Source organism: Streptomyces sp. NPDC002935 (assembly GCF_040611295.1).
GTDB lineage: Bacteria > Actinomycetota > Actinomycetes > Streptomycetales > Streptomycetaceae > Streptomyces.
On sequence record NZ_JBEXNW010000002.1, the window covers coordinates 401,021 to 427,656 of the forward strand.

22 protein-coding genes and 2 tRNA genes are annotated in these 26,636 nt (G+C 70.2%); 13 read left to right on the plus strand and 11 right to left on the minus strand.

From position 1 onward, the window contains the following. Window positions 1-111: 111 nt before the first annotated feature. Window positions 112-188: transfer RNA gene (locus ABZX90_RS03905), tRNA-Pro, on the minus strand. 151 nt (window positions 189-339) lie between these two features. Between ABZX90_RS03905 and ABZX90_RS03910 the strand changes: the two genes are divergently transcribed. Then, window positions 340-413, plus strand: a tRNA-Gly gene (locus ABZX90_RS03910). Window positions 414-567: 154 nt separating this feature from the next. Here the strand turns inward: ABZX90_RS03910 and ABZX90_RS03915 are convergent. Both ABZX90_RS03915 and ABZX90_RS03920 read right to left on the minus strand, forming a co-directional pair. Then, window positions 568-1,005 carry an NUDIX hydrolase gene (locus ABZX90_RS03915; protein WP_355201256.1) on the minus strand — a complete coding sequence of 146 codons (438 nt, stop codon included), beginning with the start codon at window positions 1,003-1,005 and terminating at the stop codon, window positions 568-570. 136 nt (window positions 1,006-1,141) lie between these two features. Next, window positions 1,142-1,336, minus strand: coding sequence for a hypothetical protein (locus tag ABZX90_RS03920; RefSeq protein ID WP_010986847.1), 195 nt, complete (start codon window positions 1,334-1,336; stop codon window positions 1,142-1,144). A gap of 658 nt (window positions 1,337-1,994) precedes the next feature. Here ABZX90_RS03920 and ABZX90_RS03925 point away from each other — a divergent pair. Then, the gene (locus tag ABZX90_RS03925; RefSeq protein WP_351119677.1) at window positions 1,995-3,176 is read left to right on the plus strand and encodes an acyltransferase family protein; all 1,182 of its coding nucleotides are present in this window, start codon (window positions 1,995-1,997) and stop codon (window positions 3,174-3,176) included. 84 nt (window positions 3,177-3,260) lie between these two features. On the opposite strand, the gene ABZX90_RS03930 is transcribed toward ABZX90_RS03925, so the two are convergent. Together ABZX90_RS03930 and ABZX90_RS03935 are read right to left on the minus strand one after the other, a co-directional pair. Continuing rightward, the gene (locus ABZX90_RS03930) at window positions 3,261-3,716 is read right to left on the minus strand and encodes an HD domain-containing protein (protein WP_351119680.1); all 456 of its coding nucleotides are present in this window, start codon (window positions 3,714-3,716) and stop codon (window positions 3,261-3,263) included. A gap of 62 nt (window positions 3,717-3,778) precedes the next feature. Beyond that, window positions 3,779-4,951 (minus strand): PP2C family protein-serine/threonine phosphatase, encoded by a 1,173-nt coding sequence (locus ABZX90_RS03935; RefSeq protein WP_351119683.1) that lies wholly within the window; start codon window positions 4,949-4,951, stop codon window positions 3,779-3,781. A 171-nt stretch (window positions 4,952-5,122) separates the two neighbouring features. On the opposite strand from ABZX90_RS03935, the gene ABZX90_RS03940 reads away from it, so the two are divergent. Then, on the plus strand, window positions 5,123-6,352 hold the full coding sequence (locus ABZX90_RS03940; protein WP_351119686.1) for a GNAT family N-acetyltransferase: 1,230 nt from the start codon (window positions 5,123-5,125) through the stop codon (window positions 6,350-6,352). Between the two features lie 131 nt (window positions 6,353-6,483). On the opposite strand, the gene ABZX90_RS03945 is transcribed toward ABZX90_RS03940, so the two are convergent. Then, window positions 6,484-7,293 (minus strand): DNA-formamidopyrimidine glycosylase family protein, encoded by an 810-nt coding sequence (locus ABZX90_RS03945; protein ID WP_351119689.1) that lies wholly within the window; start codon window positions 7,291-7,293, stop codon window positions 6,484-6,486. Window positions 7,294-7,340: 47 nt separating this feature from the next. Next, complete coding sequence (locus ABZX90_RS03950; RefSeq protein WP_351119692.1) at window positions 7,341-7,835, minus strand: ribose-5-phosphate isomerase; 495 nt, start codon at window positions 7,833-7,835, stop codon at window positions 7,341-7,343. 259 nt (window positions 7,836-8,094) lie between these two features. On the opposite strand from ABZX90_RS03950, the gene ABZX90_RS03955 reads away from it, so the two are divergent. Beyond that, on the plus strand, window positions 8,095-9,582 hold the full coding sequence (locus ABZX90_RS03955; RefSeq protein WP_351119695.1) for an amino acid permease: 1,488 nt from the start codon (window positions 8,095-8,097) through the stop codon (window positions 9,580-9,582). 120 nt (window positions 9,583-9,702) lie between these two features. Here the strand turns inward: ABZX90_RS03955 and ABZX90_RS03960 are convergent, their stop codons facing one another. Then, window positions 9,703-12,309 carry a protein kinase gene (locus ABZX90_RS03960; protein WP_355201261.1) on the minus strand — a complete coding sequence of 869 codons (2,607 nt, stop codon included), beginning with the start codon at window positions 12,307-12,309 and terminating at the stop codon, window positions 9,703-9,705. 186 nt (window positions 12,310-12,495) lie between these two features. Here ABZX90_RS03960 and ABZX90_RS03965 point away from each other — a divergent pair, with 186 nt between their 5' ends. After that, window positions 12,496-13,215 (plus strand): LPXTG cell wall anchor domain-containing protein, encoded by a 720-nt coding sequence (locus tag ABZX90_RS03965; RefSeq protein WP_351119815.1) that lies wholly within the window; start codon window positions 12,496-12,498, stop codon window positions 13,213-13,215. Between the two features lie 230 nt (window positions 13,216-13,445). Here ABZX90_RS03965 and ABZX90_RS03970 read toward each other — a convergent pair whose 3' ends face one another. Continuing rightward, the gene (locus tag ABZX90_RS03970) at window positions 13,446-14,030 is read right to left on the minus strand and encodes a biotin transporter BioY (RefSeq protein WP_351119704.1); all 585 of its coding nucleotides are present in this window, start codon (window positions 14,028-14,030) and stop codon (window positions 13,446-13,448) included. 641 nt (window positions 14,031-14,671) lie between these two features. Between ABZX90_RS03970 and ABZX90_RS03975 the strand changes: the two genes are divergently transcribed. From ABZX90_RS03975 to ABZX90_RS04000, 6 genes are all read left to right on the plus strand, one after another. After that, complete coding sequence (locus ABZX90_RS03975) at window positions 14,672-15,868, plus strand: ROK family transcriptional regulator (protein WP_355201264.1); 1,197 nt, start codon at window positions 14,672-14,674, stop codon at window positions 15,866-15,868. A 661-nt stretch (window positions 15,869-16,529) separates the two neighbouring features. Then, window positions 16,530-17,648, plus strand: a complete 1,119-nt coding sequence (locus ABZX90_RS03980) for an ABC transporter substrate-binding protein (protein WP_351119709.1) — start codon at window positions 16,530-16,532, stop codon at window positions 17,646-17,648. Continuing rightward, entirely contained in the window at window positions 17,645-18,643 is a 999-nt protein-coding gene (locus ABZX90_RS03985) for an ABC transporter permease (RefSeq protein ID WP_355201266.1), read from the plus strand. The genes ABZX90_RS03980 and ABZX90_RS03985 overlap by 4 nt, the downstream gene beginning before the upstream one ends. Further along, window positions 18,619-19,488: an ABC transporter ATP-binding protein gene (locus ABZX90_RS03990; protein ID WP_355201268.1), complete on the plus strand. Its 870-nt coding sequence runs from the start codon at window positions 18,619-18,621 to the stop codon at window positions 19,486-19,488. The genes ABZX90_RS03985 and ABZX90_RS03990 overlap by 25 nt, the downstream gene beginning before the upstream one ends. After that, complete coding sequence (locus ABZX90_RS03995; protein ID WP_351119715.1) at window positions 19,485-20,861, plus strand: LLM class flavin-dependent oxidoreductase; 1,377 nt, start codon at window positions 19,485-19,487, stop codon at window positions 20,859-20,861. The genes ABZX90_RS03990 and ABZX90_RS03995 overlap by 4 nt, the downstream gene beginning before the upstream one ends. Window positions 20,862-20,911: 50 nt before the next feature. Continuing rightward, window positions 20,912-21,802, plus strand: a complete 891-nt coding sequence (locus tag ABZX90_RS04000) for a TauD/TfdA family dioxygenase (protein WP_355201270.1) — start codon at window positions 20,912-20,914, stop codon at window positions 21,800-21,802. 77 nt (window positions 21,803-21,879) lie between these two features. Here ABZX90_RS04000 and ABZX90_RS04005 read toward each other — a convergent pair whose 3' ends face one another. Next, entirely contained in the window at window positions 21,880-22,506 is a 627-nt protein-coding gene (locus ABZX90_RS04005; RefSeq protein WP_351119721.1) for a histidine phosphatase family protein, read from the minus strand. 341 nt (window positions 22,507-22,847) lie between these two features. On the opposite strand from ABZX90_RS04005, the gene ABZX90_RS04010 reads away from it, so the two are divergent. Then, entirely contained in the window at window positions 22,848-23,051 is a 204-nt protein-coding gene (locus ABZX90_RS04010) for a hypothetical protein (RefSeq protein ID WP_351119724.1), read from the plus strand. 73 nt (window positions 23,052-23,124) lie between these two features. On the opposite strand, the gene ABZX90_RS04015 is transcribed toward ABZX90_RS04010, so the two are convergent. Beyond that, window positions 23,125-23,793, minus strand: a complete 669-nt coding sequence (locus tag ABZX90_RS04015) for a DsbA family protein (RefSeq protein WP_351119727.1) — start codon at window positions 23,791-23,793, stop codon at window positions 23,125-23,127. 174 nt (window positions 23,794-23,967) lie between these two features. On the opposite strand from ABZX90_RS04015, the gene pepN reads away from it, so the two are divergent. Beyond that, window positions 23,968-26,574: an aminopeptidase N gene (pepN, locus tag ABZX90_RS04020; protein WP_351119730.1), complete on the plus strand. Its 2,607-nt coding sequence runs from the start codon at window positions 23,968-23,970 to the stop codon at window positions 26,572-26,574. Window positions 26,575-26,636 lie beyond the last annotated feature (62 nt).

Genomic DNA, 26,636 nt, shown 5'->3' on the forward strand with positions numbered 1-26,636 from the left:
AGAGACGTAACACTGCAGACATACGGGCACGCAGCTTGCATAGTAACCGCAGGCGGTACACGCCCCAAAAGGTGATCTTGTCCGGGCGGAGCCCTGGCGGGTTCCTGCCGGTGGTCGGGGTGGCGGGATTTGAACCCACGGCCTTCCGCTCCCAAAGCGGACGCGCTACCAAGCTGCGCCACACCCCGTCGGTGCGACACGTAGGGTACATGCCCGCAGGCAGTGCGGCTGCCGCATTTCGCGAGCGCGGATGCGGGTGGGAACGGGGTGTGCGATGTGGGCGTCCGACCCGCTACGATGCATTCTGTGCCGCGGTCGCTGACCTGCGGCGCACCCTGTGCGGGCGTAGCTCAATGGTAGAGCACTAGTCTTCCAAACTAGCTACGCGGGTTCGATTCCCGTCGCCCGCTCCATATGACGTAGGGCCAGGCCAGAGGATGGATTCTCTGCCTGGCCTTCGTCGTGTTCGGGGCTTCGCCCAGTCACCCGTGTCCCCGCGTGCTTCTTGGGCTTCCGGTCCCTTCCGGCCTCTTCTTCGTGGGCCGGAGCTTCGTTCCGTGTCGGCCGTCAGGTGGGCCATTCGTTGACATGCTCATACAGGTAGGTGGCGAGTTCGGGCGGCTGGAGTTCGAGCGGCCTGAGGGCTGACGCCTCCGGCGCGACCCGGATCACCGAGAAGTCGCCCGTGTCGGGGTCGTCGAGTTCGGGGCCACCCCGGCGGGTCGGATCCATGTCCAGCACATCGGCGCGGAAGTAGTGCCGTACGACCGTCCTCCGCTCGCCCGGTTCGGTCAGGGTCAGGAACTCGACGGCGGGACCGATCGTGGCGCCGATCTCCTCCATGACCTCGCGGCGCAGGGCCGCCTCCGGATCGGCGTCGTAGGGCTCGACGCCGCCGCCGACGGTCGTGCAGTAGGGGGAGCCGCCGGGCCATTCCCGGCGCAGGAACACCAGATGGCCGTCGGCGCGCAGGACCGCGCGGACGTTGTGGCGGACCTTCGTCATGACCACCGCCTCTTCGGGGGCGGAGATGTCCGTGACCGGCGCCGGTGGAGCCGGCGAGGTGTGTCAGGCACAGGCGGCTCCGCGCGCCCCGCTCATGTCCGCGGTCCGGCGGGGGACACCTTTCGTCGCGTCCCGTTCAGAAGCTGATCGAGTTGATGGTCTCCGCTATCGAATCGAGGAACCGGTTGATGGACGGAGCCATGCCGGTCGACGCGAGGAAGAAGCCGAAGAGCACCGCGACGATGGCAGGTCCCGCCTTGATCGATCCTCCTCGGATCAGCACCACGAGGATGATCGCCAACAGCAGCACCACTGACAGCGAAATGGCCACAACTGATCACACCCTACGGTCGGTCCGCTCTCCCGGCCCGGAGGTGCAGCCCCGCACACCCCCGCCAGAACCATCGTGCCACCAACCGGCCACTCGTATGCGGCAGGTGACGCATCGTTGGCCAAGGGCAGGACCGAGGGCGGTACCGCGAGCGGGCCCGAGGGCCTCGCCCGCGCGGCGCTGCGCGGGCCTGCCCGAGCGCCGCCGAACGCCTCAACCACACCGCCCCGCACCGCAATTCGAGGGTTCCCGCAGGGTGAATTCATGGCGACCGTTGCCATGTCCACACATCCTGTTCGCAGGTAATTCGAATTGTTGCCACAGGCACACCACGACCGCCGATGACGGCCAACCAAAGCCCTCTTAACAGGACATACCCCCAGAGTCGCCCGCGGGCGTTATGCACTAATTAGTCGGCATGAAGTGGGACAGAACGCCCGCTTCCAGTAAGCGAATCGATATACGGAACTACTTGCGGTCCGGCAGGCACACATCTCCAAATCCGGGGTAGGCGCAGGCGATAAGCAGGAATGAGATCAAGCGTTTTACGAGACCGCACAGACAACGCTAGGGTGCCTCAGATGTTCCACGCCGCCACGTCCCCCGTACGCGCAGCGAGGTCCAGGATCGCCTCCCGGAATCTTTGGTGGGAGGGCTTGTGACCAACTCGCTCCGGCCCCATGGCCACCACAGATCACCGCTCCCGCCGGCACAGCAGCCGATGGGCGGAGTACCGAGTCCGCGCTCGCCCCAGCCCCGCTCGGCGGCCACCGCCGGCGGCGCCGCACCGGGCGGCAAGCCCGCCAAACAGCGCGACGCCTTCTTCGACAACGCCAAGTACCTGGCGATCGTGCTCGTGGCCGTGGGTCACTCGTGGGAGCGGATGAAGGGCGAGAGCCGCATCGTGGAAACCCTGTACACGGTCGTGTACACGTTCCACATGCCGGCCTTCATCGTCATCTCCGGCTACTTCTCGCGCAGCTTCGACATGCGCCCCGACCGCCTGAAGCGGCTGGTCACCGGCGTCGTCGTACCGTATGTCCTCTTCGAGGCCGCGTACTCGCTCTTCAACCGCTGGGCCGGGGGCGAATCGGACCAGGCGATCAGCCTGCTCGACCCCTGGTACCTCACCTGGTTCCTGGCCGCGCTCCTCGTCTGGCGGCTGACGACCCCCCTGTGGAAGCTGGTCCGGTGGCCGCTTCCGCTGGCCCTGTGTCTCGCCCTGATCGCGTCCGTCTCGCCGGAGATCGGTGACGACCTGGACCTCCAGCGGGTGCTGCAGTTCCTGCCGTTCTTCGTCCTCGGCCTGTTCATGAAGCCCGAGCACTTCCAGCTGGTGCGCCGCCGCGAGGTGCGCGTCCTGTCGGTGCCGGTCCTGGCCGCCGCGCTGGCCATGGGCTACTGGGCGGCGCCCCGGATGAACGCCACCTGGTTCTACCACCGCGACAGCGCACAGGAGCTGGGCGCCCCCTGGTGGGCGGGTGTCGTCATGACGCTCGCGCTCTACGGCTGCTCGCTCGTGCTCACCGCGTGCTTCTTCGCCTGGGTGCCGCGGCGCAAGATGTGGTTCACGGCGCTCGGCGCGGGCACGCTCTACGGCTATCTGCTGCACGGTTTCGTGGTCAAGGCGTCCGACTACTGGGGCTGGTTCGAGCACGGGTGGGTGCACAAGCCGCTCGGCGAGGTGCTCGTGACGGTCGCCGCGACCGCGCTCGTCACCGTGCTGTGCACGCGGCCCGTCCAGCGGATGTTCCGCTTCGCGATGGAGCCGAGGATGGAGTGGGCCTTCGAGCGTGACGCGGGGGAACTCGCTCGGGAACGGGCGAAGGCCACCGCGTAACCGGCCGAGGGCAGAGAGAAGCAGAAAGAAGCAGAAGGAGCAGAAGAAGGGGCGGGTCCGGGTTCTCCGGGCCCGCCTTTTTCTTCAGCTCGGCGGCAGCCCCAGCAGGGCGCGCATCGTCGCGTACTTCTTCGTCAGGCGGGCCCGGGTGTGCTCGTCGAGGACCGCGAGGCGGCCCGGGTCGGCGTTGTGCGCCAGGTCGGAGGCCTTGACCAGGAGCGCGCCCCGGGTGGTGCGGATGCGTCGCGCGTACGACTCCGGGGACTCGCCGTCCTGTTTGGTGAGCGCCAGCACGATGTCCTTCGTACGAGGGGTCAGCGCGGCCTCGCTCAGCCAGTCCTCGGAGAGGGCGTCGTCCTCGACGGCGTCGTGCAGCCAGGCCGCCGCTATCTGGTCGTCGTCGCCACCGCGCTCACGGACGCCGTCCGCCACCGCCTGGAGATGCTCGGCGTACGGGCGGCCGGCCTTGTCGGTCTGGGCGGCGTGCGCCGTGCGGGCGAGCGCTTCGACTTCGGCCAGGGTCAGGAGAGGTTGCGTCACGCGATCAGTGTCTCCTCGGTACGGGCCGCTGCCGCCGCGTTGCCGAAAACCGTGGGGCGCGGTCAGCGTACCGGTGTCAGACCCTCGCGGCAGATGAGGAGCAGGGCCCGGTCGTCGTTGACGTCCCTGGCCACCGCCTCGATGAGGTGCCAGGCCGCTCCGTGGAAGCCGCCGGCGACGTAACGGTCGGCCTCACCGGTGAGCCGGTCGATGCCCTCGACGATGTCCCGTTCGGCCGTTTCGACCAGACCGTCCGTGAACAGCATCAGCACGTCTCCGGGCCGCAGTGAGCCCTTCACCGGGTCGAACTGGGCGCCGTCGTACACACCGAGCAGGGGGCCTTCCGCCGCCTTCTCCTCCCAGCGGCCGCTGCCCGCGCTGAGCTGGAGGCCCGGCGGGTGTCCGGCCGAGAAGAGTTCGTAGTCGCCCGAGTCGAGATCGAGCACCAGATGGATCGAGGTGGCGAAGCCCTCGTCCCAGTCCTGGCGCAGCAGATAACCGTTCGCGGCGGGCAGGAAGGCGTGCGGCGGCAGTGAGCCGAGGAGGCCGCCGAAGGCTCCGGACAGCAGCAGGGCGCGTGAACCCGCGTCCATCCCCTTGCCGGACACATCCGTGAGGACGACTTCGAGGGTCCGGCCGCCGTTCGTGCGGGCGGCCACGACGAAGTCCCCGGAGAAGGACTGTCCGCCCGCCGGGCGCAGCGCCATCTCGCGGTGCCAGCCCAGCGGCAGCTTCGGCAGCTTGCTCTGCACCCGGATGCGTTCGCGCAGGTCGAAGAGCATGGTGCCGCCGCGCCGCCAGGGCACGCCCACCCGGCTGCGGAACTGCGCGATCAGCAGTCCGAAGAAGCCGCAGGCCGCGACCACGAGGACCACGCCCGGCGTGACCCGGGAGGGTCCCTCCGTGTAGGGGCCGAGCTTCACGGACTCGACTATCAGCGCGGTGGCGGCGGCCGCGTACAGCCCGAGCAGGCTGGCGGGGCGGAGCAGCAGTCCGCCGGCCACGATCGGCAGGACCAGGGCGGAGGGTGAGCACCACACCGAGTTGACGAGGGTCGTGGAGGCGATCACCGGGATCGTGATCAGCAGACCGGCCAGCGCGATCCAGTCCGAACCGTCCCCGCGGAAGTAGTCGACAGCGGATCTGCGCAGCCCTGTGCGGGCCCGGTGCCATTGCTTCTTCAACCGGGCCGTGAACGTATCGGCTTCCGCGCGCCGCTCTCGTCCTGCTGCCATTAGTTCGGGACCCTATCCATCGGACCAGGTGCTTGGCACGGGAGGTCCCACTTGTCCCCCCTCCGAGCGCTCAACTTCACAGAGAACTGCACAGGTACATTCCGGTTGAAGGGCTCGACGGGCGGGCGAAATTCCCTCGCTCGTACCGCATTGCCCTGGTAGGCATGGGCTATGACGACTGACGTTCGGGTGCTGCGGCAGGCCGACTGGGACAAGTGGTACGAGAACCTGATCCGCGCGTTCGGAGGTGTGGCGGAGTCGTCCGAGGAGCGCGAACTGTGGAACGCGCTCACAGAGTACGACCGTTCGCTGGGCGTGTGGGACGGGGACAGTTGCGTGGGTACGGCGGGGGCCTTCTCCTTCCGTGTCACGGTCCCGGGCGGTGCCTCGGTACCGGCGGCCGGGATCACGATGGTGAGCGTCGCCGCGACGCACACGCGGCGCGGGGTGCTCACCGCGATGATGCGCCGCCAGCTGGACGACATCCGTGCCGGAGACGAGCCGCTCGCCGTCCTGACCGCGTCGGAGCCGGCGATCTACGGGCGGTTCGGCTACGGCATCGGGACCCTGCAGATCAGCGGGGAGATCGACACGAGCCGCGTGGAACTGTCCGTGCCGCCCGGGACCGACGACGTACGGCTGCGTTACGCGGTGCCCCGGGAGGTGCTGGACGCGTGCGAGGCGGTGTACGCACGGCTCGTGCCGGAGCGTCCGGGGATGCTGGCCCGGCAGCCCGGCTGGCAGCGGCTCGGAGTGCTCGACCCGGAGGGCGAGCGGAACGGCGCCTCGCCGCTCCAGTGCGTGGTCGCCGAGCGGGACGGCGAGGTCGTGGGCTACACGCGCTTCCGGGTCAAGCCCGAGTGGGGCCCGTCGGGGCACAACGGGACGGTGATGATGGACGACCTGGAGGGACTGGACCCAGCGGTGCGGGCCGCGCTGTGGCGGTTCCTCTTCGGGATCGACCTGACGACCACGCTGCGCACCCGGGGCCGCCCCGTGGACGAGGCCTGGCAGCACATGGTCTCGGACATCCGCCGTTGCCAGCTGCGGATGAAGGACGCGCTGCATGTGCGGCTCGTCGAGGTCGGGGCCGCGTTGGAGGCGCGGACCTATCAGGCCCCGGTGGACGTGGTGTTCGAGGTCGAGGACTCCTTCTGCCCCTGGAACGAGGGGCGTTGGCGGCTCACCGGCGACACGAAGGGCGCCTCGTGCGTGCGGACCGAGGACGCCCCCGATCTCGCCCTGTCCGTACGGGAGTTGAGCACCGTCTACCTCGGCGGGGTGTCGCTGGCCTCGCTCGCGGCGAGCGGCCGGGTACGGGAGCTGCGCCACGGAGCGCTGGCGGAGGCGTCGATGGCGTTCACCTCGCTGGTCGCGCCCTGGCTGCCGCACGGGTTCTAGTGGGTTCTGGTGACCCGGTGACCGCACCCGGCTGTCGTCGCGCGGGTTCCAGGACCCGGTAACCCCGCCTGGCTGCCGGCGCGCGGGTTCTGGCCGACACGCCTGACGGTGGGTCCCGACTCGGCCCGGAGTCAGGGCTTTTGGCAGGTCGGGCACCAGAAGAGATTACGGGCGGCGAGACCGGCGGTGCGGATCTCGCCGCCACAGATGTGGCAGGGCAGGTTGGCCCTGCGGTACACGTAGACCTCGCCGCCGTGATCGTCCACGCGCGGCGGGCGCCCCATCGCCTCGGGGGTGTGTTCCGGGCGGACCGTGTCGATGCGGTTGTTGCGGACGCCCTCCCGCATGAGGTCGACGAGGTCGGCCCAGATCGCGTCCCACTCCGTCGCGCCGAGTTCCTTCCCCGTGCGGTACGGATCGATGCCGTGCCGGAAGAGGACCTCCGCGCGGTAGACGTTGCCCACGCCCGCGATGATCTTCTGGTCCATGAGCAGGGCGGCGATCGTCGTACGGCTGCGGGAGACCCGGCGGTACGCGGCCGACGGGTCCGCGTCCGGGCGCAGCGGGTCCGGGCCGAGGCGGTCGTGTATCGCGCGCTTCTCGTCGTCCGTGATCAGGGCGCAGGTGGTGGGGCCGCGGAGGTCGACGTACGCGGTGTCGTTCGTGAGGCGGAGGCGGACGGTCTCCGTCGGCGGCGGGGCGGGGGTGCCGCCGAAGCCGACCTTGCCGAACAGACCCAGGTGGATGTGGACCCACTCCGCCGCGCGGAAGCCCAGGAAGAGGTGCTTGCCGTGGGCCTCCACCGCCGCCAGGACCGAGCCGTCGAGGAGGGCCGCGGCGTCACTGAACTTGCCCTGGGGGCTGGTGACACGTACGCCGCGGCCACCGAACGCGGCGAGGTAGTCCTCGGCGAGCCGGTGAATGGTGTGCCCCTCGGGCACCGGTCCTCCTGCTGTCTCTCGTCCTACGGCCCGTCGGCCCGTCGGTGCTACGCCTGCGGCTGCTGCGGGTGGTGGGCCGGAATCGGCGGGAGTTCCCGGGTGGTCTCGTAGTCCGCGAGCATCTCGATGCGGCGGACGTGGCGCTCCTCGCCGGTGAAGGGGGTGCCGAGGAAGGTCTCGACGAACTTCGTCGCCTCTTCCTGGGTGTGCATACGGGCGCCGACGGACATGACGTTGGCGTTGTTGTGCTCACGGCCCAGCGCCGCGGTCTCCTCGCTCCAGGCGAGTACGGCCCGTACGCCGGCGACCTTGTTCGCGGCGATCTGCTCGCCGTTGCCGGAGCCGCCGATCACGATGCCGAGGGCACCCGGGTCCGCCACCGTGCGCTCAGCGGCGCGGAGGCAGAACGGCGGGTAGTCGTCCAGGGCGTCGTAGATGAGGGGCCCGCAGTCGACGGGCTCGTGGCCGGCGGCCTGGAGCCACTCGACGAGGTGGGTCTTCAGTTCGAGACCGGCATGATCGGAGCCGAGGTACACGCGCATGGTCCGAGTGTGACACGACCGTTTCGGATCGGCCTCGCCGGGGGCCGCTGCTCAAAAACGTGAGCCATCCTACAGAACCTCAAGGAAACCTCAAGTAACAATCTGGATTCAAAGGTTCACGAATTCCTTTGCCTCCGTTTCACTGGACCGACTCGTACACCACCCCACACCTTGGGTGAGTGCGTGCCCCGTACACCGCTCGTACGGGACAGGCACTTCGTACGGGAATCTGCTCATCCGGCGCAAAGGAATCCCCCTCATGACCTCGCAGCCGACCCCCACGAAGGCCGCACAGGCCCACGGAGGCCCCGGAGAACCCGGTGGTGGCCTCCAGGCCGGACTCAAGAACCGTCATCTGACGATGATCGCCATCGGTGGTGTCATCGGAGCCGGACTCTTCGTCGGCTCCAGCTCCGGCATCGCCACCGCGGGCCCCGGCATCCTTCTCTCGTACGCCCTCGTCGGCACGCTCGTGGTGCTGGTGATGCGGATGCTCGGCGAGATGTCCGCCGCCAACCCGACCTCGGGCTCCTTCTCCGCGCACGCCGACCGCGCGCTCGGCCGCTGGGCCGGCTTCTCCATCGGCTGGCTGTACTGGTTCTTCTGGGTCGTGGTGCTGGCCGTGGAGGCCACCGCCGGTGCCAAGATCCTCGAAGGATGGATGCCCGGCGTACCGCAGTGGGGCTGGGCGCTCATCGTGATGGTGGTGCTGACGGCCACCAACCTGGTCTCCGTCGGCTCGTACGGCGAGTTCGAGTTCTGGTTCGCCGGGATCAAGGTCGTGGCGATCGGCGGGTTCATCGTCGTCGGCGCGCTCGCGATCCTCGGTGTGCTGCCGGGTGTCGAGGCCGAGAAGGCCGGGCTGGGCAATCTGACCGAGCACGGCGGCTTCCTGCCGCACGGACCCGGCGCGATCCTCACCGGTGTCCTGCTGGTCGTCTTCTCCTTCATGGGCAGCGAGATCGCGACCCTCGCCGCCGGCGAGTCCGAGGACCCGCAGCGCGCGGTCACCAAGTCGACGAACAGCATCATCTGGCGTATCGCCGTCTTCTACCTGGGCTCGATCCTCGTCGTCATCGCCCTGCTTCCGTGGAACGACCCGTCGATCAAGGACAAGGGCTCGTACGTCGCCGCCCTCGACTCCCTCGGCATCGCGCACGCCGGTCAGATCATGAACTTCATCGTGCTGACGTCCGTGCTGTCCTGCCTCAACTCCGGCCTCTACACCGCCTCCCGCATGGCCTTCTCGCTCGGAGAGCGCGGGGACGCGCCGAAGGCGTTCGCCAGGACCACGCGGCGCGGTGTGCCGCTGACCGCCATCGTCGTCTCGGTCGTGTTCGGCTTCGTCGCCGTCTTCTTCAACTACAAGTTCCCGGACTCGGTCTTCCTCTTCCTGGTCAACTCCTCCGGCGCGGTCGCCCTGTTCGTGTGGCTCGTCATCTGCTTCTCGCAGCTCCGGATGCGGAAGATCATCCAGCGCGAGGCGCCGGAGAAGCTCGTCGTGCGGATGTGGCTCTACCCGTACCTGACCTGGGCGACCGCCGCGGTGATCGTCTTCGTGCTCGGCTACATGCTGACCGACACCGAACACGACGGCCGGGAGACCGTGCTGCTGTCGCTGCTCGTCGCGGCGGTCGTGCTGGTCATCGCCTTGGTCCGGCAGAAGCTCGGCGCGGGGGCCCCGTCGTCCGCGCAGCAGCCCGCGAACGATGCTCGCGATGAGACCCGGGCCGAGGTCGGCGCCTGACCCGCCACCGAAGCCTGAGCGAGGAGGGGCCCGCGGCACATCGCCGCGGGCCCCTCCCCTTTCCCGTTTTTCCCGTTCCCTTTCCTGTCCTTCCGCCGAGCCCCCGCGGCGGCCGCCGGTTCACAGCACGGTGAAGCTGTTCTTGACCTGGTTGTAGACCTTGAGGGCCTGCTCCTCGATGTCCCGGTGGTACCAGGTGTTGATCTGGTACGACTTCCCGTCGACGTCGAAGCCGAGCAGCCGCGCGTGCCAGCTCACCCCCTTGAGGGTGAAGGTGTACTCCCAGACGATCGCGGTCCGGCCCCGGAACGTCGTCTCCTCCAGCCGGATCTTCCGGTAGTCCCGCCCCTGGCGGGCGTCCTGCTCGGAGGTCTGCCAGGTGTCCATCAGATTCCCCTTGGCGAGGGAGGACTTGGCCGCCAGTTCCTGAGCGCCGTCGGGCGCGGTGTAGTGCACTTCGGAGCCGGTCTTCAGATCGCGCCGCCAGCCCTTGGGCGTCACCCACGCGTATCCGCCGGCCTCCCGGTGCGCTCCCGGGGGCAGGCTGGGCGGGCGTGAGGTGCCCTCCACGGTGGGCGACAGGGACGAGGCTGCGCCGGTGGCGGCGGAGGCCGTCGGTGCGGACGAGCCCGTGGAGGCCCCGGTCCTGCCGTCGGGCGATCCGCCCGTCATCGCGACGACCACCCAGACGACGGCTCCCGCCGCGACCACCCCTGCGGCGGCGAGACCCGTACGGCGCCTGCCTCGAAGGGCGTCCGTCCGGACACCGGAGCCCTCGTCACCCTCATCGCTGCCGCCGTCGCCCGGGCCCGGGCCATGGCTCTCGTCGGACCCGGACGGTACGGCGGGGCCCGGGAGTTCACCCGGTGGCATCACTACGGGCACGGGAGCCGTGGGCAGTTGGGAGGGTGGACGCGTGCCGGGCGTCTCGCGTGGTTCGGACGGGGTGTGCGAACTGGGTTCCGTACGTGGTTCGGAGGGGATCTCGGTCGAGGCGTTGGCCGTCGCGACCGTCGCCGACGGGCCGGGCCCCCGGGTGACAGTTTCAGATCCGGGGGCGGCGGAATGCTCCGGGGCGGGTGTCTGGGGACGCTTCCGGAAGTCGGGCGGGGTCTTCCGGGTCGGAGTGCGCGGGATCGGAACGGCGTCGTGCACGGAGTGGTGCTCCGACTCGCGTCGGGGGTCGGCTGGGGTCGGAGGCCTGGGCAGATCGCTGGTGCCGATGTGCTGGTCGACGGGCTCGGCTATGGGCTCGGCGACGGGCTCGGCGATGGGCTGTTCGTCGGGAGGCGGGGTGGCTTCGGGAAGGTCCGCAGGGGGCCGGCGCGCCGCGCTCACCAACTCGGCGTCGAGCAGGACGGGCGTGGGCGACTCGACCGGGTTGCGCCCGGAGGCCGGCCGGTCCCGCTCAGAGCCCGGGGCCTGCTCAGGAGCCGGAGTCGACTCAGGTCCCGAGGCCCGCTCAGGTCCCGAGGCCCACTCAGGAGCCGGGGTCGGCACAGACGCCGAGGTCGACACAGGCGCCGGGTGCGGCTCCTGAGCGGGCCTGGGATCAGGCTCCGGGGTCGAATCGGGTGCCGGAACGGGTCCCGGATCGGGTCCCGGATCGGGTCCCGGATCGGGTCCCGGATCGGGTGCCGGATCAGGCGCCCCCTCACGCTCGGGCGCGCTCGCAGACACCGGATCGGGCGCACCCACGGGGCCCGACTCCCGGTCCGGATACGGGGTGAGTGCCGACAAGTGCTCGGATGCGGGGGCGGGTTGGCGTGCGGGGCGCAGCCCGGGGGCGGGTTCTGTCGGGCGCTCGGGAGGGTGTTCCGGTGCGGGACGGTACGGGGGCTCGTTGGCGGTCCCGTACTCGGATGCGGAGGCGTAGTCGTACTCGGGCCCCTCTGCCGGTGGTCGGGCGGGAGCGGTGCTCGGCCTCGGAGGGCGGACGATCTCCCCGAGTCCGGCCTCCAGTTCCTCCAGACCGGGCCGTGTGGACGGGTCCTTCTCCAGGAGGGCGGCCAGGATCTCCCGCAGCTCGCCCGCTCCGGAGGGGAGTTCGGGCTCTTCGTAGAGAACCGCGTGCAGGGTCGCGAGCGTGGTGGAGCGGGAGAACGGGGAGCGTCCGCCGAGGGCCGCGCAGAGCGTGGCGCCGAGGGACCACACGTCGGAGGGCGGGCCCTGCGGACGGCCGGAGATCCGCTCGGGTGCCATGTAGTCGGGAGAGCCGACCAGCATGCCGACCATGGTGAGCGCCTCGGCGTCCTGGAGCGCGGCGATACCGAAGTCGGTGAGGACGACACGGTGCCGTCCGGCGCGCTCGACCAGTACGTTGCCCGGCTTGATGTCACGGTGCAGCACGCCCTGGGCGTGCACCTGGCGCAGCGCCCCGACCAGTTCGAGGCCGACGCGGGCCGCCTCGCGCGAGTCCAGCGGGCCGTCCTCGACCACGATCTGTTCGAGCGAGCGGCCGGCGACGAGCTCCATGACGATCCACAGCCGCTCGCCCGCGTCCACGACGTCGTAGATGCGGACGACATGGGGATGGTCGATCCGGGCCGTCGCCCTCGCTTCGCGCAATGTGCGTTCCCGGCGCGTGCGGGTGTCCTCGGGATCCAGTCCGTCTATGCGCATTTCCTTGACCGCGACCTGCCGGTCGAGCATTTCGTCGGCGGCTCGCCACACCCGCCCCATTCCCCCCTGACCAATACTCTCGACCAGCCGATAACGTCCGGTCACCAATAATCCCGGAACACCACCCTGTACGTTCGCCGACAATCTCTGCACCCCCTCAACATCAGCCACAATCGCCCGTCACACGAGAAACACAATGGTCACACTTCGGGCTGTACCAGCATAGTGCGGAGAAATCTTGTGGTACCTCTTCAAGTACTGCGAATTCAGGCGCAGCCAAGGGGGGCGAACATGAGTTCTCGTCACACGACGACCATTGCGGGATCGCTGCTCACGGCATGCTTCTCGGCCGTGATGATCCTTTCCTACACCGCCGTCGCGGACGACCAGGGACCGGGGAGCGGCAAGGGCGGAAAGCCGATGGACAAGCCTCCGGCGGGCGTCAAGGTGACCACGCTGCTGCCGGAGAAGATCTCGGTCGACAACAGTACTCAGAAAACGGCGATTACCGCCACGGTAAAGAACGAAGGGACCAAGGAAAGCGGCGACATCAGGCTACTGGTGGTCGGTTTCGACGGCCTGACGGTCAAGAACGTCGAAGGCTGCACCGCCATGGCCAAAAAGGATCTACCCGAGGGGTCGAACAGCGGGTTTATCTGTTCCACCGGAAATCTCGCGGTCGGCGCGCAGAAATCGTACGACGTCGACGCGACGTTCGATCTGAGCAAGACCGGAAAGATCTGCCTTCCGGTCCAGACGAGCGACGGAAAGAAGACGTACTGGCAGCAGGGCCCGGTTCCGTTCGGTACGACGAACCCGTCCCCGAACGCCCCGGCGACCCCGCTGCTGCTGGGCACCGACAACAAGCCGGTGGCACCTGGCGGCGACCGGCTGCCGAAGACCGGGGGCGGAAGCGAGGTCGTGCCGCTCGGCGCGGCGGGCGCGGCGCTGATCTCGGCCGGAGCGGCGGGGCTGTGGTGGGCCGCCCGCAGGCCTCGGCAGGAGCACTGACCGCCGGGCGCCTTCGTCCCTGACAGGACAGGGCGGGGCAGGGCAGGGCCCCGAAACGCGCAGAGGCCCGCCGGGTCGAGTCGGAGTCCGACCCGGCGAGCCTCTTGCGTGGAAAGACCATGTCACCGACGTGGGCGTCGCGTGACGGGTGACGCGTCACGCGTGACGGCATCACGTCACCGACGTGGCATCACATGACCGGCGACGTCTTCACGTCACCGGCGCGGGCGTCACTTCTTGTCGACGAGCTTCCATGCCGTGGGCAGGACGCCCATCGCCAGGGCGGCCTTGAGGGCATCGCCGATCAGGAACGGAGTGAGGCCCGCCGCGAGGGCCGCGCTCGCCGACATGCCGGTGGCCATGCCCAGGTAGGGAACGCCGATCGCGTAGATGATCGCCTCGCCGAGCAGCATCGTGCCCGCCATACGCAGCACGGAGCGGTCGGCGCCGCGGCGGGCCAGGGCACCCACGACGGTGGACGCGAGCAGCATGCCGAGGATGTAGCCGAAGGACGGTGCCGCGGCGCCGGAGCCACCGCCCGCGAACCACGGGACGCCGGCCATGCCGACCAGCGCGTACACCGCGAGCGACAGGAAACCGCGGCCCGCTCCGAGCGCCGTGCCGACGAGCAGCGCGGCGAAGGTCTGACCGGTCACCGGCACCGGGGAACCCGGGACGGGCAGCGAGATCTGGGCGGCGAGGCCGGTGAGCGCGGCACCACCGAGCACAAGGGCGGCGTCGCGGACGCGGGAGGCCGGGAGAAGGTCGGCGATGACCTGGCCGGGTCGGAGGGGCGTGGCGGCAGCGGTGCTCATGGGGACTCCGGCGAAGGGGGATGCCCCCTTGCTCCGGGGGAGCTCGGGGGAAGGCAGATCGGGACACGGTGACGCTATCCCAGGGGCATACGGGCGATCACCGTCAGTGCTCGACAAAGGGCGGATCCGCAGCTTGGTGGGCTCCTCACAAAGAGTGGCCCGTACACCTGCGTGAAGGTGATGCTGGTCACTGAGGTGACGTCGTTTTCGCTACGGATCCGTTCGGGACGGGACTGTGGAGACTCACCAAAGAGGTGGTCACTCCTCCGGGTCCGCCGGGGCCTTCACGGCGCCTGCCTCCGCTGGGGCTTCCACGGCGCCGGACCGGTCGACGCTCTCGCGGCGCCGGAGCCGGAACGTGCCCGGCCTGTCCGGCCCTTGGGCACACCTGGCAGGTCTCCGGGGCTAACCCCTACCCTTCACCCCATGGTTCCCCAGGCCCTGAACTTCTCGTCGCGTCGCTATGTCGACCTGCGACGCCAGGGCACTGCCACCTGTCGCCGCCCGTCCTGAGGCGGGGCGGAGCGGATCCGGCTCGCCGAGACGCGACCAGAGCACACCACACCAGACGCACGTCGCACCCGATGTGACGTGGCGTACGTGACGGCGCAGTGCCGGACCAGCTCCCGAGGAAGAACTCCATGGCCAGTACCGTGGCACCCCCTTCGACGTCCCCTCCCTCCCCCGTACTCGACCGGCGCCGGACCAGCGCCAGCGTGATCCTGCGGTCCGTGCTGGAGCACGGGCCGGTCGCGCGCAGCACCATCTCCCGGCTGACCGGGCTCTCCCCGGCGTCCGTGACCGACTACTGCGCGCGGTTCACCGAACGGGGCCTGATCCGGGAGGCCGCCGCGCCCCACCGGTCCAACGGGGTCGGGCGGCCGCATCTCCCGGTCGACCTGGACCGCTCCCGGTTCGTGGTCGGCGGGGTGCACGTGGCCGTGCCGTACACGACGGTCGCGCTGCTGGACCTGCGCGGACGCGTCGTCGCCGAGAAGCGTCTGCGGCACGACCACACCGAGCCGGGCCTCGTTCTCGCGAACGCCGCGCACGGGCTCGCCGCCCTCCTCGCGGGCGCCCCCGGCCGTACCCCCCTGGGCATCGGCGTGGCGAGCGGCGGCTGGGTCGACCCGGACTCCGGCTCGATCGTGGAGCATCCGTTGCTGGGCTGGCGCGACGTGGCCGTCCGGGAGATCGTCGAGGCGCGCACCGGGCTGCCGGCGCATGTGGACGGGCACGCGCGGGCGTTGGTCAACGGGGAGCGGCTGTTCGGACGGGCCCGGGGCAGCAGGAGCGTGCTGCATCTCTTTGTCGGCAATGTGGTGGATGCCGCCTTCGCCACCCATGACCAGGTGCACTACGGGCCTCGCTCGCAGGCCGGTGCGATCGCCCATCTGCCCCTGACCGGCGGGTCGGAGCGGTGCGACTGCGGGCGGACGGGGTGCCTCCAGGCCGAGCTGAGCGAACGAACCCTGTGCCGGCGGGCGCGGGAGGCGGGTGTCATCGACGGCTCGAATCCGATGCACGTGGTGTCCGCGGCGGCCGCCGGCGACCCGCTGGCCGTACGGCTGCTGATGGAGCGGTCCCGGATGGTCGGGCGGGCGGCGGGGCTGCTGCTCGACGTGCTCAACCCGGAGACCGTCGTCGTCACCGAGATCGGTGCCGTGCACCGGGAGGACTGCCTCGGCGCGCTGAGGGAGGCGGTGGGCCCGGAACGGGCGGCGGCGGTCGTCCCGACCAGCTTCCCGGATTCGGTGCTGGCCGTGGCGGGCGGATCGGTCGTGCTCGACGTCCTGTACCGCGATCCGCTGGGTTCCGCGGGTTCCGCCGCCCGTTGAGGGCCTCCCGGCCGCCCGGGCCGCTCCGGCTGCCCGGGCCGCTCCGGCTGCCCGGGCCGCTCCGGCTGCCCGGGCCGCTCCAAACTTCCCCGGACTCCCCACCGGGAGCGAATTAATTCAGAAACTCGGAATGTTGACAGGGGTCGAGCCCGGACAGGAGCATCGTGGGTATGAGCAGCGCGCGGGTGCAGGTTCCGCTCACCAAGTGCCGTGTGGTCGACCTGATGCGGGTCGCACGCACACGTTGTTGCTGACCCCTTGTCGCTGACACCTCGCTGACGCGCTGAAGCGCCGGGGGTCACTCGGCAGCCGTCGACCTGAGGGCCTCTCGGCCGCCGTCACGCCGAGGATCGCTCGGCCGTCCTCGTCGTTCCGAAGGTCAGCCGTCCTCGTCCCGGGGTCGTCCGCCCGTCGTCGTCCCGAAGGCCGTCCGGCCGTCGTAGCGCTGTGGACCCGTCGGCCGTCGTCGCCCCGTGGGCCCGTCCGTCGTCGTAGTGCCGCGGACCGTTCGGCTGCCGTCGCTCCTGGTCGGCTCGTCGGCTCGTCCCCATCGGCACGCCATCGGCGTGTGTCCCTCTCGGCGCGCGTTCCACTCCTCCGGCTTCGCCCTGCCCGGAACTCCGCGCGCCCTCCCGCCACTTGGAATCCCCGGAGTCCTTCCATGCCACCACTGTCCTCCTTGCCCTCCTTCTCCTCCACCGTGGCCGCGTCCGCCCCTTCCCCCTCAAGGTCCGGTGTCGACCGGCGTGTGTTCCTGTCCTCCCTGCTCGGTGTCGCCGCCGCGGCCGGACTGAGCGGTTGCGCGGGCGCCAGTGCCGCCGACACCGGTTCCCGGGCGGACATATCCGCACCCCTGGCCGACAAGGTGCCGCGGGGCACCAAGCTCAAGATCGCCTCGTACCAGGGCTCTCAGGATCTCCAGTTGAAGCTGGCGGGGCTGGCCGGGCTGCCGTTCACCGTCTCCGAGTGGGTGAACATCGGCGCCGGTCCCGATGTCATCAACGCCTTCCGCGCCAAGTCCCTGGACGTCGGCAACAACGCGGGCATCCCGCCGATCCAGGCGCACTACCAGGGCTTCGACGCGAAGATCGTCGCGATCAACATCACCCGTAAACCCAACTACCTCTTCGCCACCAAGCCCGGCAGCGACATCAAGGACGTCCAGGACTTCAAGGGCAAGAAGCTGGCCTTCTCGCAGGGCCAGGCACAGGGTGTCGTCCTGCTGCGCGCCCTGAAGCAGGCCGGCATCGCCTACGACGACGTGAACCTGGTGCCGCTGACCAGCAACCAGTTCCTCACCGCGCTCCAGGCGGGCCAGGTGGACATCGCCCCGCTCGCCAACAGCCAGGCGCCCGCCTACCTCAAGCAGTACGGGTCCAAGGGCGCCCACACCATCGACACCGAGGTGGTGGACCTGCTCAACCTGCTCTGGGCGCCGACCTCGGTGCTGGCCGACCGCGCGAAGGCGGCCGCGGTCGCCGCGTACATCCCGGCCTGGGCGAAGGGCCAGGTGTGGGCGTACGAGCACCCGGACGCCTGGAACGAGGACTTCTACGTCAAGACGCAGAACCTCACGCTCGCCCAGGCGCGGTCGATCACCGAGCTCGCCAACAAGCCGCTGTTCCCGCCGAGTTGGGACGAGGCCGTCAAGTGGGAGCAGGAGACCGCCGACCTGCTGGCGGAGGGCGGATTCGTGAAGGGGTTCAAGGTCGACTCGCTCTTCGACCGGCGCTTCGAGGCCATCGCGGCCAAGGCCGTCCCCGCGGAATACCGGAGGTGACGGCCGTGACGACCACGACTACGACCACGGCCACGACCTCGGCCACGACCGCGACCTCGGCCACGGCCACGAGCGCGATCGGGACCACGCGCTCGGCCACGCCTTCGTCCGCGATCGCGGACGGCGGCGCCTCCGTCCCCCTCCCTCTCTCCACCTCCCCCGCCGACGCCGGGGCCGTCGCGGACAGCCGTCGCTTCCGCCGGCCTCGTCGTTCCCGGCGCCGCAGTCTCGCGCCCGGCAAGCGGCTGCCCGCCTCCCGCCTGATCGGTCCGGCGCTGTTCCTCGCCCTGTGGGCCGTCGCGTCCGCCGCCGGGCAACTGGATCCCGGCGCGATACCCGCGCCCTGGACGGTGCTGAAGACCACCGGTCATCTGTGGACCGACGGCACACTGCCCACCGATGTACTGACGTCGCTGGAGCGCGCGGGATACGGGTTCGCGCTCGGCCTGAGCGCCGGCGTCGTCCTCGCCCTCGCGTCCGGGCTCAGCCGTGTCGGGGAGGCGCTGATCGACGGGACCGTGCAGCTCAACCGGGCGATCCCGACCCTCGGTCTGATCCCGCTGTTCATCCTCTGGCTCGGCATCGGCGAAACCTTCAAGATCGCGATCATCGCCATCGTCGTCTACATCCCGATCTACCTGAACCTGCACTCCGCCCTGTCCGGCATCGATCACCGGTTCGTCGAACTCGCCGAGGTGCAGGGGCTGTCGAGGCTCCGCTTCGTCCGGGAGATCGTGATCCCCGGCGCGCTGCCCGGCTTCTTCGTCGGGCTGCGGCTCGGGGTGACCGGCTCCTGGCTCTCCCTGGTCGTCCTGGAGCAGATCAACGCCACCAGCGGACTCGGTTACATGATGTTCCAGGCCCAGAACTACGGCCGGACCGACATCATCCTCGTCGGCCTGCTGATCTACGGCATCTTCGGACTCGTCTCCGACAGCGCGGTTCGTCTCATCGAACGGAAGGTGCTGTCATGGCGACGCACGCTCAGCAACTGACCCGTCATCACACCGTCCAACTACGGAGTCTCACCCGGTCGTTCGAGGGTCGTACGGTCCTCGACGGCATCGACCTCGACCTCCCCGCGGGCCAGTTCACGGCGCTGCTCGGACACAGCGGCTCCGGCAAGAGCACGCTGCTGCGCGCCATCGCCGGCCTCGATCACAACGTGGCCGGAAGCGGGCGGCTCACAGCCCCGGAAAGGGTGTCCGTCGTCTTCCAGGACTCCCGGCTGCTGCCCTGGCGCCGCGTCCTCGACAACGTCCTGCTCGGCACGGACGGCGGGGACTCGGCGCAGAGGGGCCGCTCCGCCCTCGCCGAGGTGGGTCTGGCGGGACGCGAACGGGCCTGGCCCAACGAGCTGTCCGGCGGGGAGGCCCAGCGCGCCGCCCTGGCCCGTTCGCTCGTACGGAAGCCCGAACTGCTCCTCGCCGACGAGCCGTTCGGGGCACTGGACGCGCTCACCCGGATCCGGATGCATGTGCTGCTGCGCGAGCTGTGGGAGCGCCACCGGCCGACCGTGCTGCTCGTCACGCACGACGTGGACGAGGCGATCGTGCTGGCCGACCGGGTGCTCGTGCTCGACCGGGGCCGCGTCGGCCTCGACCTGACCATCGACCGCCCGCATCCCCGCTCGTACCGCGATCCGCTGCTCGGCGAGTACCGCGAACTCCTGCTGAACGCCCTCGGGGTGACCGAGGACGTGACAGGACGGCCGGAAGGAACGAACCACGGCGCGACAGGACCCGGAGCGACGGAACATCCCGTCGCGGGGCCGGACGCGACGGCGGACGACGACGCCGGGCACGACGTGTCCGCGCACCAGGAGGAAAAGCACCCGTGACCAGCCCGCGCCGACTCCATCTCAACGCGTTCCTGATGAACACCGGGCACCACGAGGCATCCTGGCGGCTCCCGGAGAGCGACCCGCACGCCCACGTGGAGGTGGCCCACTATGTGCGCCTCGCCCGGATCGCCGAACGCGGCACCTTCGACTCCCTCTTCCTCGCCGACGGCCCGGTCCTCTTCAACAGTGTCGGCCAGCGCCCGGCCGGCGCCCTCGAACCCATCACCCTGCTCACCGCGCTGGCCACGGCGACCGAGCACATCGGCCTGATCGCCACCGCCTCGACCTCCTACAACTCCCCCTACAACCTGGCCCGCAGATTCGCCTCCCTGGACCACATCAGCGGCGGCCGCGCCGGCTGGAACATCGTCACCACCGCGGGAGCGGAGGCCGCCCGCAACTTCGGTCTCGACGACGAGCCCGCGCACGCCACCCGCTACCAGCGCGCCGCCGAGTTCCTGGACGTGGCGCTCAAGCTCTGGGACAGCTGGGAGGACGACCTGGTCGTCGCAGACAAGGCGGCGGGCGTCTGGGGCGACCCGGGCAAGATCCATCCCGCGCGCCACCAGGGGACGTACTTCAGCGTGGAGGGCGCCCTCAACGTGCCCCGCACACCGCAGGGTTACCCGCTCCTCGTACAGGCGGGCTCCTCGGAGGACGGCAAACGGTTCGCGGCCCGGTACGCGGAAGCGGTGTTCACCGCCCAGCAGACCCTCGCCGACGCCCAGGACTTCTACACCGACCTCAAGTCCCGTACCGCGCGGGCCGGCCGGGACCCGGACCACATCAAGATCCTGCCCGGAATCGTCCCGGTCATCGGCTCGACCGAGGCGGAGGCGCGCGCCCACGAACGCGTCCTCGAGGACCACATCGTGTACGAGCACGGGCTGAACCGTCTGGAGCATCTGCTCCACCTGGAGCCGGGCACCCTCGGCCTCGACGCGCACCTGCCCGCCGACCTGCCGCCGGAGGACGCGATCGAGGGGGCCAAGAGCCGCTACACCCTCGTCGTGGAGCTGGCCCGGCGCGAGCGGCTCACCGTCCGCGAGCTGATCGGCCGGCTCGGCGGCGGGCGGGGCCATCTGACCTTCGCGGGCACGCCCGAGCAGGTCGCCGACGCGATCGAGGAGTGGTTCCGGGGCGGCGCCGCCGACGGCTTCAACATCATGCCCGCCGTGCTCCCGTCCGGCCTCGACCTCTTCGTGGACCACGTGGTGCCGATCCTGCGCGACCGCGGCCTGCTGCGCCGGGAGTACGGGCCCCGGCAGACCCTGCGGGAGCGCTACGGCCTTCCGCGCCCGGCCAACCAGTACGCGCCCCCGTCCCCGAGCCCCTCCCCCGCGGCCGCACCCGCGACCGCCCTCGTCTGAACCCGCCCGGCCATCAACGCCCTTGCCCGATCCGAAAGGACCCGCACCTCATGGCAGACATCGAGATCCAGAAGGTCACCGCGCACATCGGTGCCCGTGTCACCGGCGTCGACATCTCCAAGCCCCTCGACGACGTCAGCGCCGCCGCCCTGCGCACCGCCCTCAACCAGCACAAGGCGCTGGTCTTCGACGACGTCGACCTGGACGACGAGGGCCAGCAGGCCTTCGCCCGCCACTTCGGCGACCTCACCACCGCGCACCCCACCGTGCCCGCCGTGGACGGCGCCCCGAACGTACTGCCCGTCGACAGCGAACGAGGCCGCGCCAACCACTGGCACACCGACGTGACCTTCGTGCTCAACCCGCCGCAGGCCAGCACCCTGCGCAGCATCACCGTCCCGCCGTACGGCGGCGAGACGCTCATCGCCAACTCCGCGGCCGCCTACCGCGATCTGCCCGAACCGCTCCGCGCGCTCGCCGACACACTGTGGGCCGAGCACACCAACGACTACGACTACGCGGTGCCGGACGAGAACATCGACGAGGAACAGGCCGCGCAGCGCGCCCAGTTCACGTCGATCAAGTTCCGCACCGCCCACCCGGTCGTCCGGGTCCACCCGCTGACCGGTGAACGCGGGCTGTTCATCGGCGGGTTCGCGCAGCGGATCGCCGGGCTGTCGGTGGGCGAGTCCCGCAAGATCCTCGACCTGCTCCAGTCGTACGTCACCCGGCCCGAGAACATCCTGCGCTGGCGCTGGTCCCCGAACCAGCTGGTCCTGTTCGACAACCGGATCACCCAGCACTACGCCATCGACAACTACGACGGTCTGCCGCGGCGGCTGCACCGTGTGACGGTCGCCGGTGACGTGCCGGTCGGCATCGAGGGCAAGGAGAGCTACTCGATCGCGGGCGACGCCTCGCACTACACGTCGGTGGCATGACCCGCGCCTGACCGGCGACGTACCACCTCACCGAAGGGCCCTCGCGCGAAGGACGATGTCGCGCGGGGGCCCTCCTGTCACGGTGCGCTCGGCACGTTGAGCGAGAGCAGGGCGGCCGACCCGTCCCCCATCCGGAGTTCGGTGATCGCCGCGTTGCCGAGGCTCGGCAGGACGCGGCGGTACTCGCCCAGCGGGATGGACAGGGCGGAGCACAGCACCAGACGCAGCAGCGTGTTGTGGGCGACGACCAGCACGCGTTCGCCGGGGTGGGCCTCGGCGATGCGGCGCAGGGCGCGTGTTCCCCGGGCCGCCGCGGTGCGCGGATCCTCTGCCTCCGGGAAGGGGTAGGACACCGGATCGGCCTGGAACGCCTTGGCCCGGACCGGGTTCTCGAGCTCGAACTCGGCGAGCGTACGGCCCTCCACCACGCCGAAGTCGCATTCACGCAGGGCGGGTTCGCGCCGCGGAACGAGCCCGAGGGCACGGCACGCGGGCTCCGCGGTTGCGACGGCACGGGGCACGGTCGAGGTCCAGATCGCGTCGACCGGATGCGCGGCGGCCCAGCGGCCGAGGGCCTCCGCCTGGGCGCGGCCCTCGTCGGTGAGGGGGACGTCACTCGTTCCGGCGTAGCGGTTCTCCGCGTGCCAGACGGTCTGCCCGTGCCGGGCCAGGAGGAGGGTCGTGCTGCGGCTCGTTGCACTCATGCCGCCGCAGTATCCAGGTCGGGGCGCGCAGAGGTCCGGACCTTCCGCGCTGTCGTCCTCGTACGCCATCCGGACCTCCCACACCATCGCCCTGTACGCCGTCCGCACCTCTTATCACGCGCACCGGACGGTGAAATCTCACCGCGCGCCGAGATTCTCGCCCGTGTCGGCCCTACCGGCGGCCCCAGGGCGGGCCGGACCGATTCCGGTCCCGCCGCCGACCCCCGCGAGCGCATACGCTCGCAGGGCCGGCGTTCGGCACCCGGATGCTTCTCGTTCTTTCCCGCCCGTTCTCAAACGGACCGTTCTCGCACGGCCCGTTCTCACACGGAGGTGTCGCCGTGGACGTGCGCTGCCCGAACTGCGGAGGACCGCTGCAGAAGTTCCGCAAGCTCACCAAGGACGAGGAGGAAGAGGTGCGCAGGATCAAACAGGTGGAGGACCCGGCCGCCTACCACCGCTGCACCCGTCCGGGCTGCCGCCGCTTCCAGCGCTGGAGCAACTGGCGCGACGGCGACAGCTTCCCCGAGCCCAAGCCCTCGTAGCCGTCGGCCGGTGGCGGGCTCGCCGGGGCCGGCCGCGGGACCGGCACCCCTCGCCGGCCCCGGGCAGAGGTGCCTACAGGTTGCTGAAGTCCGGCCCGGCCGTACGCGTGCGCTTGATCTCGTAGAAGCCCGGCACCGAGGCGACCATGAGCGTGCCGTCCCAGAGCTTGGCGGCGTCCTCACCCTTGGGGGCCGGGGTGACGACCGGGCCGAAGAAGGCGAGCTGCTCTCCGTCGGCGCCGGGGACGGCGATGACCGGGGTGCCGACGTCCTGGCCGACCTTGTCGATGCCCTCCTTGTGGGAGGCGCGCAGCTCGGCGTCGAACACGAAGTCGTCCTGGTCTGCGTAGTCGATCAGGTCGGCGGGAAGTCCGACCTCTTCGAGGGCACCGGCTATCGCCTCCCTGGTCGGACCCATGCCGTCGTTGTGGAAGCGGGTGCCGAGCGCGGTGTACAGCGGGCCGAGGACGTCGTCGCCGTGCTTCTGCCAGGCGGCGGTGACCACCCGGACCGACTCCCAGGCCGTGGTCGCGAGCATCTCGCGGTAGTGGTCGGGAAGCTCGTCCAGCTTGGGCTCGTTCAGTACGGCGAGGCTCATGACGTGCCAGCGGACCTCGATGTCGCGGACCTTCTCCACTTCCAGCACCCACCGCGAGGTCATCCAGGCCCAGGGGCACAGCGGGTCGAACCAGAAGTCGACGGGGGTCTTGCCGGAACTGGTCTGAACGGTCTGCTCGGGCATGGCTCTCCTCGGAACGCGGTCCTTTTCCTGGCCAACACCGGCACGCGTCCGCACCATTCCCGCGCGTCCGTGCGAATCCCGGGTGTCTCCGCCGCCGCAGGGCCCGGCGTCAGGGGCACATGGCAGGATCGGGCCTGTTCGCACATGTCTATGACGCCATGAGGGAGTGCAGCCGTGCCCGGTGAGAACCTGTCCCGCGACGAGGCCCAGGAGCGGGCGGCGCTGCTGTCCGTCGACAGCTACGACGTCTCCCTCGACCTGCGCTCGGCCGTCGGGGAGACGGAGCCGGGCGAGGCGGCCGGTGAGCCCCGCACCTTCCGCTCGGTCACGACGCTCCGCTTCCGCTGTGCCGAGCCGGGCGCGGCGAGCTTCGCGGACCTGATCGCGCCGCGTGTGACGGCCGTCTCGCTCAACGGCAGGGACCTCGACCCGGGTGAGGTCTTCGACGGCTCCCGGATCCGGCTGGAGGACCTCGCCGCCGAGAACGAACTCGTCGTGGACGCCCAGTGCGCCTACTCCCGCACCGGCGAGGGCATGCACCGCTTCGTCGACCCCGAGGACGGCGAGGTGTATCTGTACACGCAGTACGAGCCCGCCGACGCGCGGCGCGTCTTCGCGAACTTCGAGCAGCCCGACCTCAAGGCGCCGTTCCGCTTCGAGGTGCGGGCCCCGCAGGGCTGGACCGTCTGGAGCAACGGCGTCGGCGAACTCATCGACGGCGTGTGGAACTTCGCCGAGACGAAGCCGATCTCGACGTACATCACGGCGGTCGTGGCGGGCCCGTACCACTACGTGACGGACTCCTACTCCCGCGCCTTCGACGACGGTACGACGCTGGAGATCCCCCTCGGCGCGATGTGCCGCAAGGGTCTGGCCCCCTACTTCGACAGCGACGACGTGTTCCTGGTGACGAAGCAGGGGCTGGACTTCTTCCACGACCACTTCGACTACCCGTACCCCTTCGGGAAGTACGACCAGGCGTTCGTGCCCGAGTACAACCTCGGTGCCATGGAGAACCCGGGTCTGGTGACCTTCCGCGAGGAGTACATCTTCCGCGGCAACGTGACGCAGACGTCGTACGAGGCCCGGGCGAACGTCATCCTCCACGAGATGGCGCACATGTGGTTCGGCGACCTGGTCACCATGGTGTGGTGGGACGACCTGTGGCTGAAGGAGTCCTTCGCCGACTTCATGGGCACGTTCGCGAACGTCGGCGCGACCCGCTTCACCGACGCCTGGATCACCTTCGCCAACCGCCGCAAGGCCTGGGCGTACCGCGCGGACCAGCTGCCGTCCACCCACCCGATCACGGCCGACATCCGCGATCTGCAGGACGCCAAGCTCAACTTCGACGGCATCACCTACGCCAAGGGCGCCTCGGTCCTGAAGCAGTTGGTGGCGTACGTCGGACAGGACGCCTTCCTGGAGGGCGCCCGCCGCTACTTCAAGCGCAACGCGTACGGCAACACCCGCCTCGGCGATCTGTTGTCGGCCCTGGAGGAGACGAGCGGACGGGACATGGCCGCCTGGTCCCGGTCCTGGCTCCAGACCGCGGGCGTCAACTCCCTCACCCCGCAGGTGATCCTCAGCTCCGAAGGACGTGTCACCGAGCTGGCGATCCTCCAGGAGGCCGCCGAGTCCCATCCCGAACTGCGCCCGCACCGCGTGGCCGTGGGCCTCTACCGGCGGCAGTCGCTGCGTGAGGGCGGGGACGGCTCGCTCGTCCGCTACGCGCGCGCCGAGGTGGACGTGGACGGGCCGCGCACGGTCGTCGCCGACCTGGTCGGCGCGGAGGCCCCCGAGCTCGTGCTCGTCAACGACGACGACCTCACGTACTGCAAGATCCGCTTCGACGAGGGCTCGCTGGCCACGCTGCGGGACGCACTCGGTGAGATGACCGACCCGCTCGCCCGGGCGCTGTGCTGGTCGGCGCTGTGGAATCTCACGCGCGACGCGATCCTGCCCGCCCGGGACTTCATCGGTCTGGTGCTGCGTTTCGCGGGCCGTGAGTCCGACATCGGCGTGCTCCAGATGCTGCACGCCTGGGCGAACTCCGCGCTCGTCCACTACGTGGCGCCCGACTGGCGTGCGGAGGGCGGACAACTGCTCGCCGAGGGCGCGTTGACGGAGCTGCGGCTCGCCGGACCGGGCAGTCAGCACCAGCTCGCCTGGGCCCGCTTCTTCGCCCACGTCGCGTCGAGCGAGGCAGATCTCCAGCTGCTCCAGGGCCTGTTGGAGGGGACGGCCAAGATCGACGGGCTGGAGGTCGACCAGGAGCTGCGCTGGGCGTTCCTGGAGCCGCTGGCCGCCGAGGGGGCCGCCGACGAGTCCGTCCTGGCCGCCGAACTCGCCCGCGACGACACGGCGTCCGGCAAGCGGCACCAGGTCCGCTGTCTCGCCGCGCGCCCCTCGGCGGCGGTCAAGGCCCAGGCCTGGGCGGCCGTCGTGGAGTCCGACGCGCTCTCCAACGCCCTGGTCGAGGCGACCATCTCCGGCTTCGCGCAGCCGTCCCGGCGGGAGTTGCTCGCGCCGTACACCGCCAGGTACTTCGCCGCGATCGGCCGTGTCTGGGAGGAGCGGTCCATCCAGATCGGCATGGACGTGGTCAGGGGACTGTTCCCCTCGCTCCAGGACTCCCCGGAGACCCTGGAGGCGACGGACGCCTGGCTCGCGGCGCACGAGGACGCGCCGCCCGCGCTGCGCCGACTGGTGCTGGAGTCGCGGGACGATTTGGCGCGGGCCCTGCGGGGGCAGGCCTGCGACATCGCCGCGGCGGGCTGAACACCCGTCCACAGCACACCACTTCGAGGGCACCGGCGCCCCGCGCGCCGGTGCCCTCTCGG

Excerpts from the sequence above, each read along its gene's own strand:
- ABZX90_RS03915 (WP_355201256.1), bottom strand. The coding sequence starts at position 1,005 with ATGACGAAGGTCCGCCACAACGTCCGCGCGGTCCTGCGCGCCGACGGC.
- ABZX90_RS03935 (WP_351119683.1), bottom strand. The coding sequence starts at position 4,951 with ATGGCAGCAGGACGAGAGCGGCGCGCGGAAGCCGATACGTTCACGGCC.
- ABZX90_RS03940 (WP_351119686.1), top strand. The coding sequence starts at position 5,123 with ATGACGACTGACGTTCGGGTGCTGCGGCAGGCCGACTGGGACAAGTGG.
- ABZX90_RS03950 (WP_351119692.1), bottom strand. The coding sequence starts at position 7,835 with ATGCGCGTGTACCTCGGCTCCGATCATGCCGGTCTCGAACTGAAGACC.
- ABZX90_RS03955 (WP_351119695.1), top strand. The coding sequence starts at position 8,095 with ATGACCTCGCAGCCGACCCCCACGAAGGCCGCACAGGCCCACGGAGGC.
- ABZX90_RS03965 (WP_351119815.1), top strand. The coding sequence starts at position 12,496 with ATGAGTTCTCGTCACACGACGACCATTGCGGGATCGCTGCTCACGGCA.
- ABZX90_RS03970 (WP_351119704.1), bottom strand. The coding sequence starts at position 14,030 with ATGAGCACCGCTGCCGCCACGCCCCTCCGACCCGGCCAGGTCATCGCC.
- ABZX90_RS03975 (WP_355201264.1), top strand. The coding sequence starts at position 14,672 with ATGGCCAGTACCGTGGCACCCCCTTCGACGTCCCCTCCCTCCCCCGTA.
- ABZX90_RS03980 (WP_351119709.1), top strand. The coding sequence starts at position 16,530 with ATGCCACCACTGTCCTCCTTGCCCTCCTTCTCCTCCACCGTGGCCGCG.
- ABZX90_RS03990 (WP_355201268.1), top strand. The coding sequence starts at position 18,619 with ATGGCGACGCACGCTCAGCAACTGACCCGTCATCACACCGTCCAACTA.
- ABZX90_RS04000 (WP_355201270.1), top strand. The coding sequence starts at position 20,912 with ATGGCAGACATCGAGATCCAGAAGGTCACCGCGCACATCGGTGCCCGT.
- ABZX90_RS04005 (WP_351119721.1), bottom strand. The coding sequence starts at position 22,506 with ATGAGTGCAACGAGCCGCAGCACGACCCTCCTCCTGGCCCGGCACGGG.
- ABZX90_RS04015 (WP_351119727.1), bottom strand. The coding sequence starts at position 23,793 with ATGCCCGAGCAGACCGTTCAGACCAGTTCCGGCAAGACCCCCGTCGAC.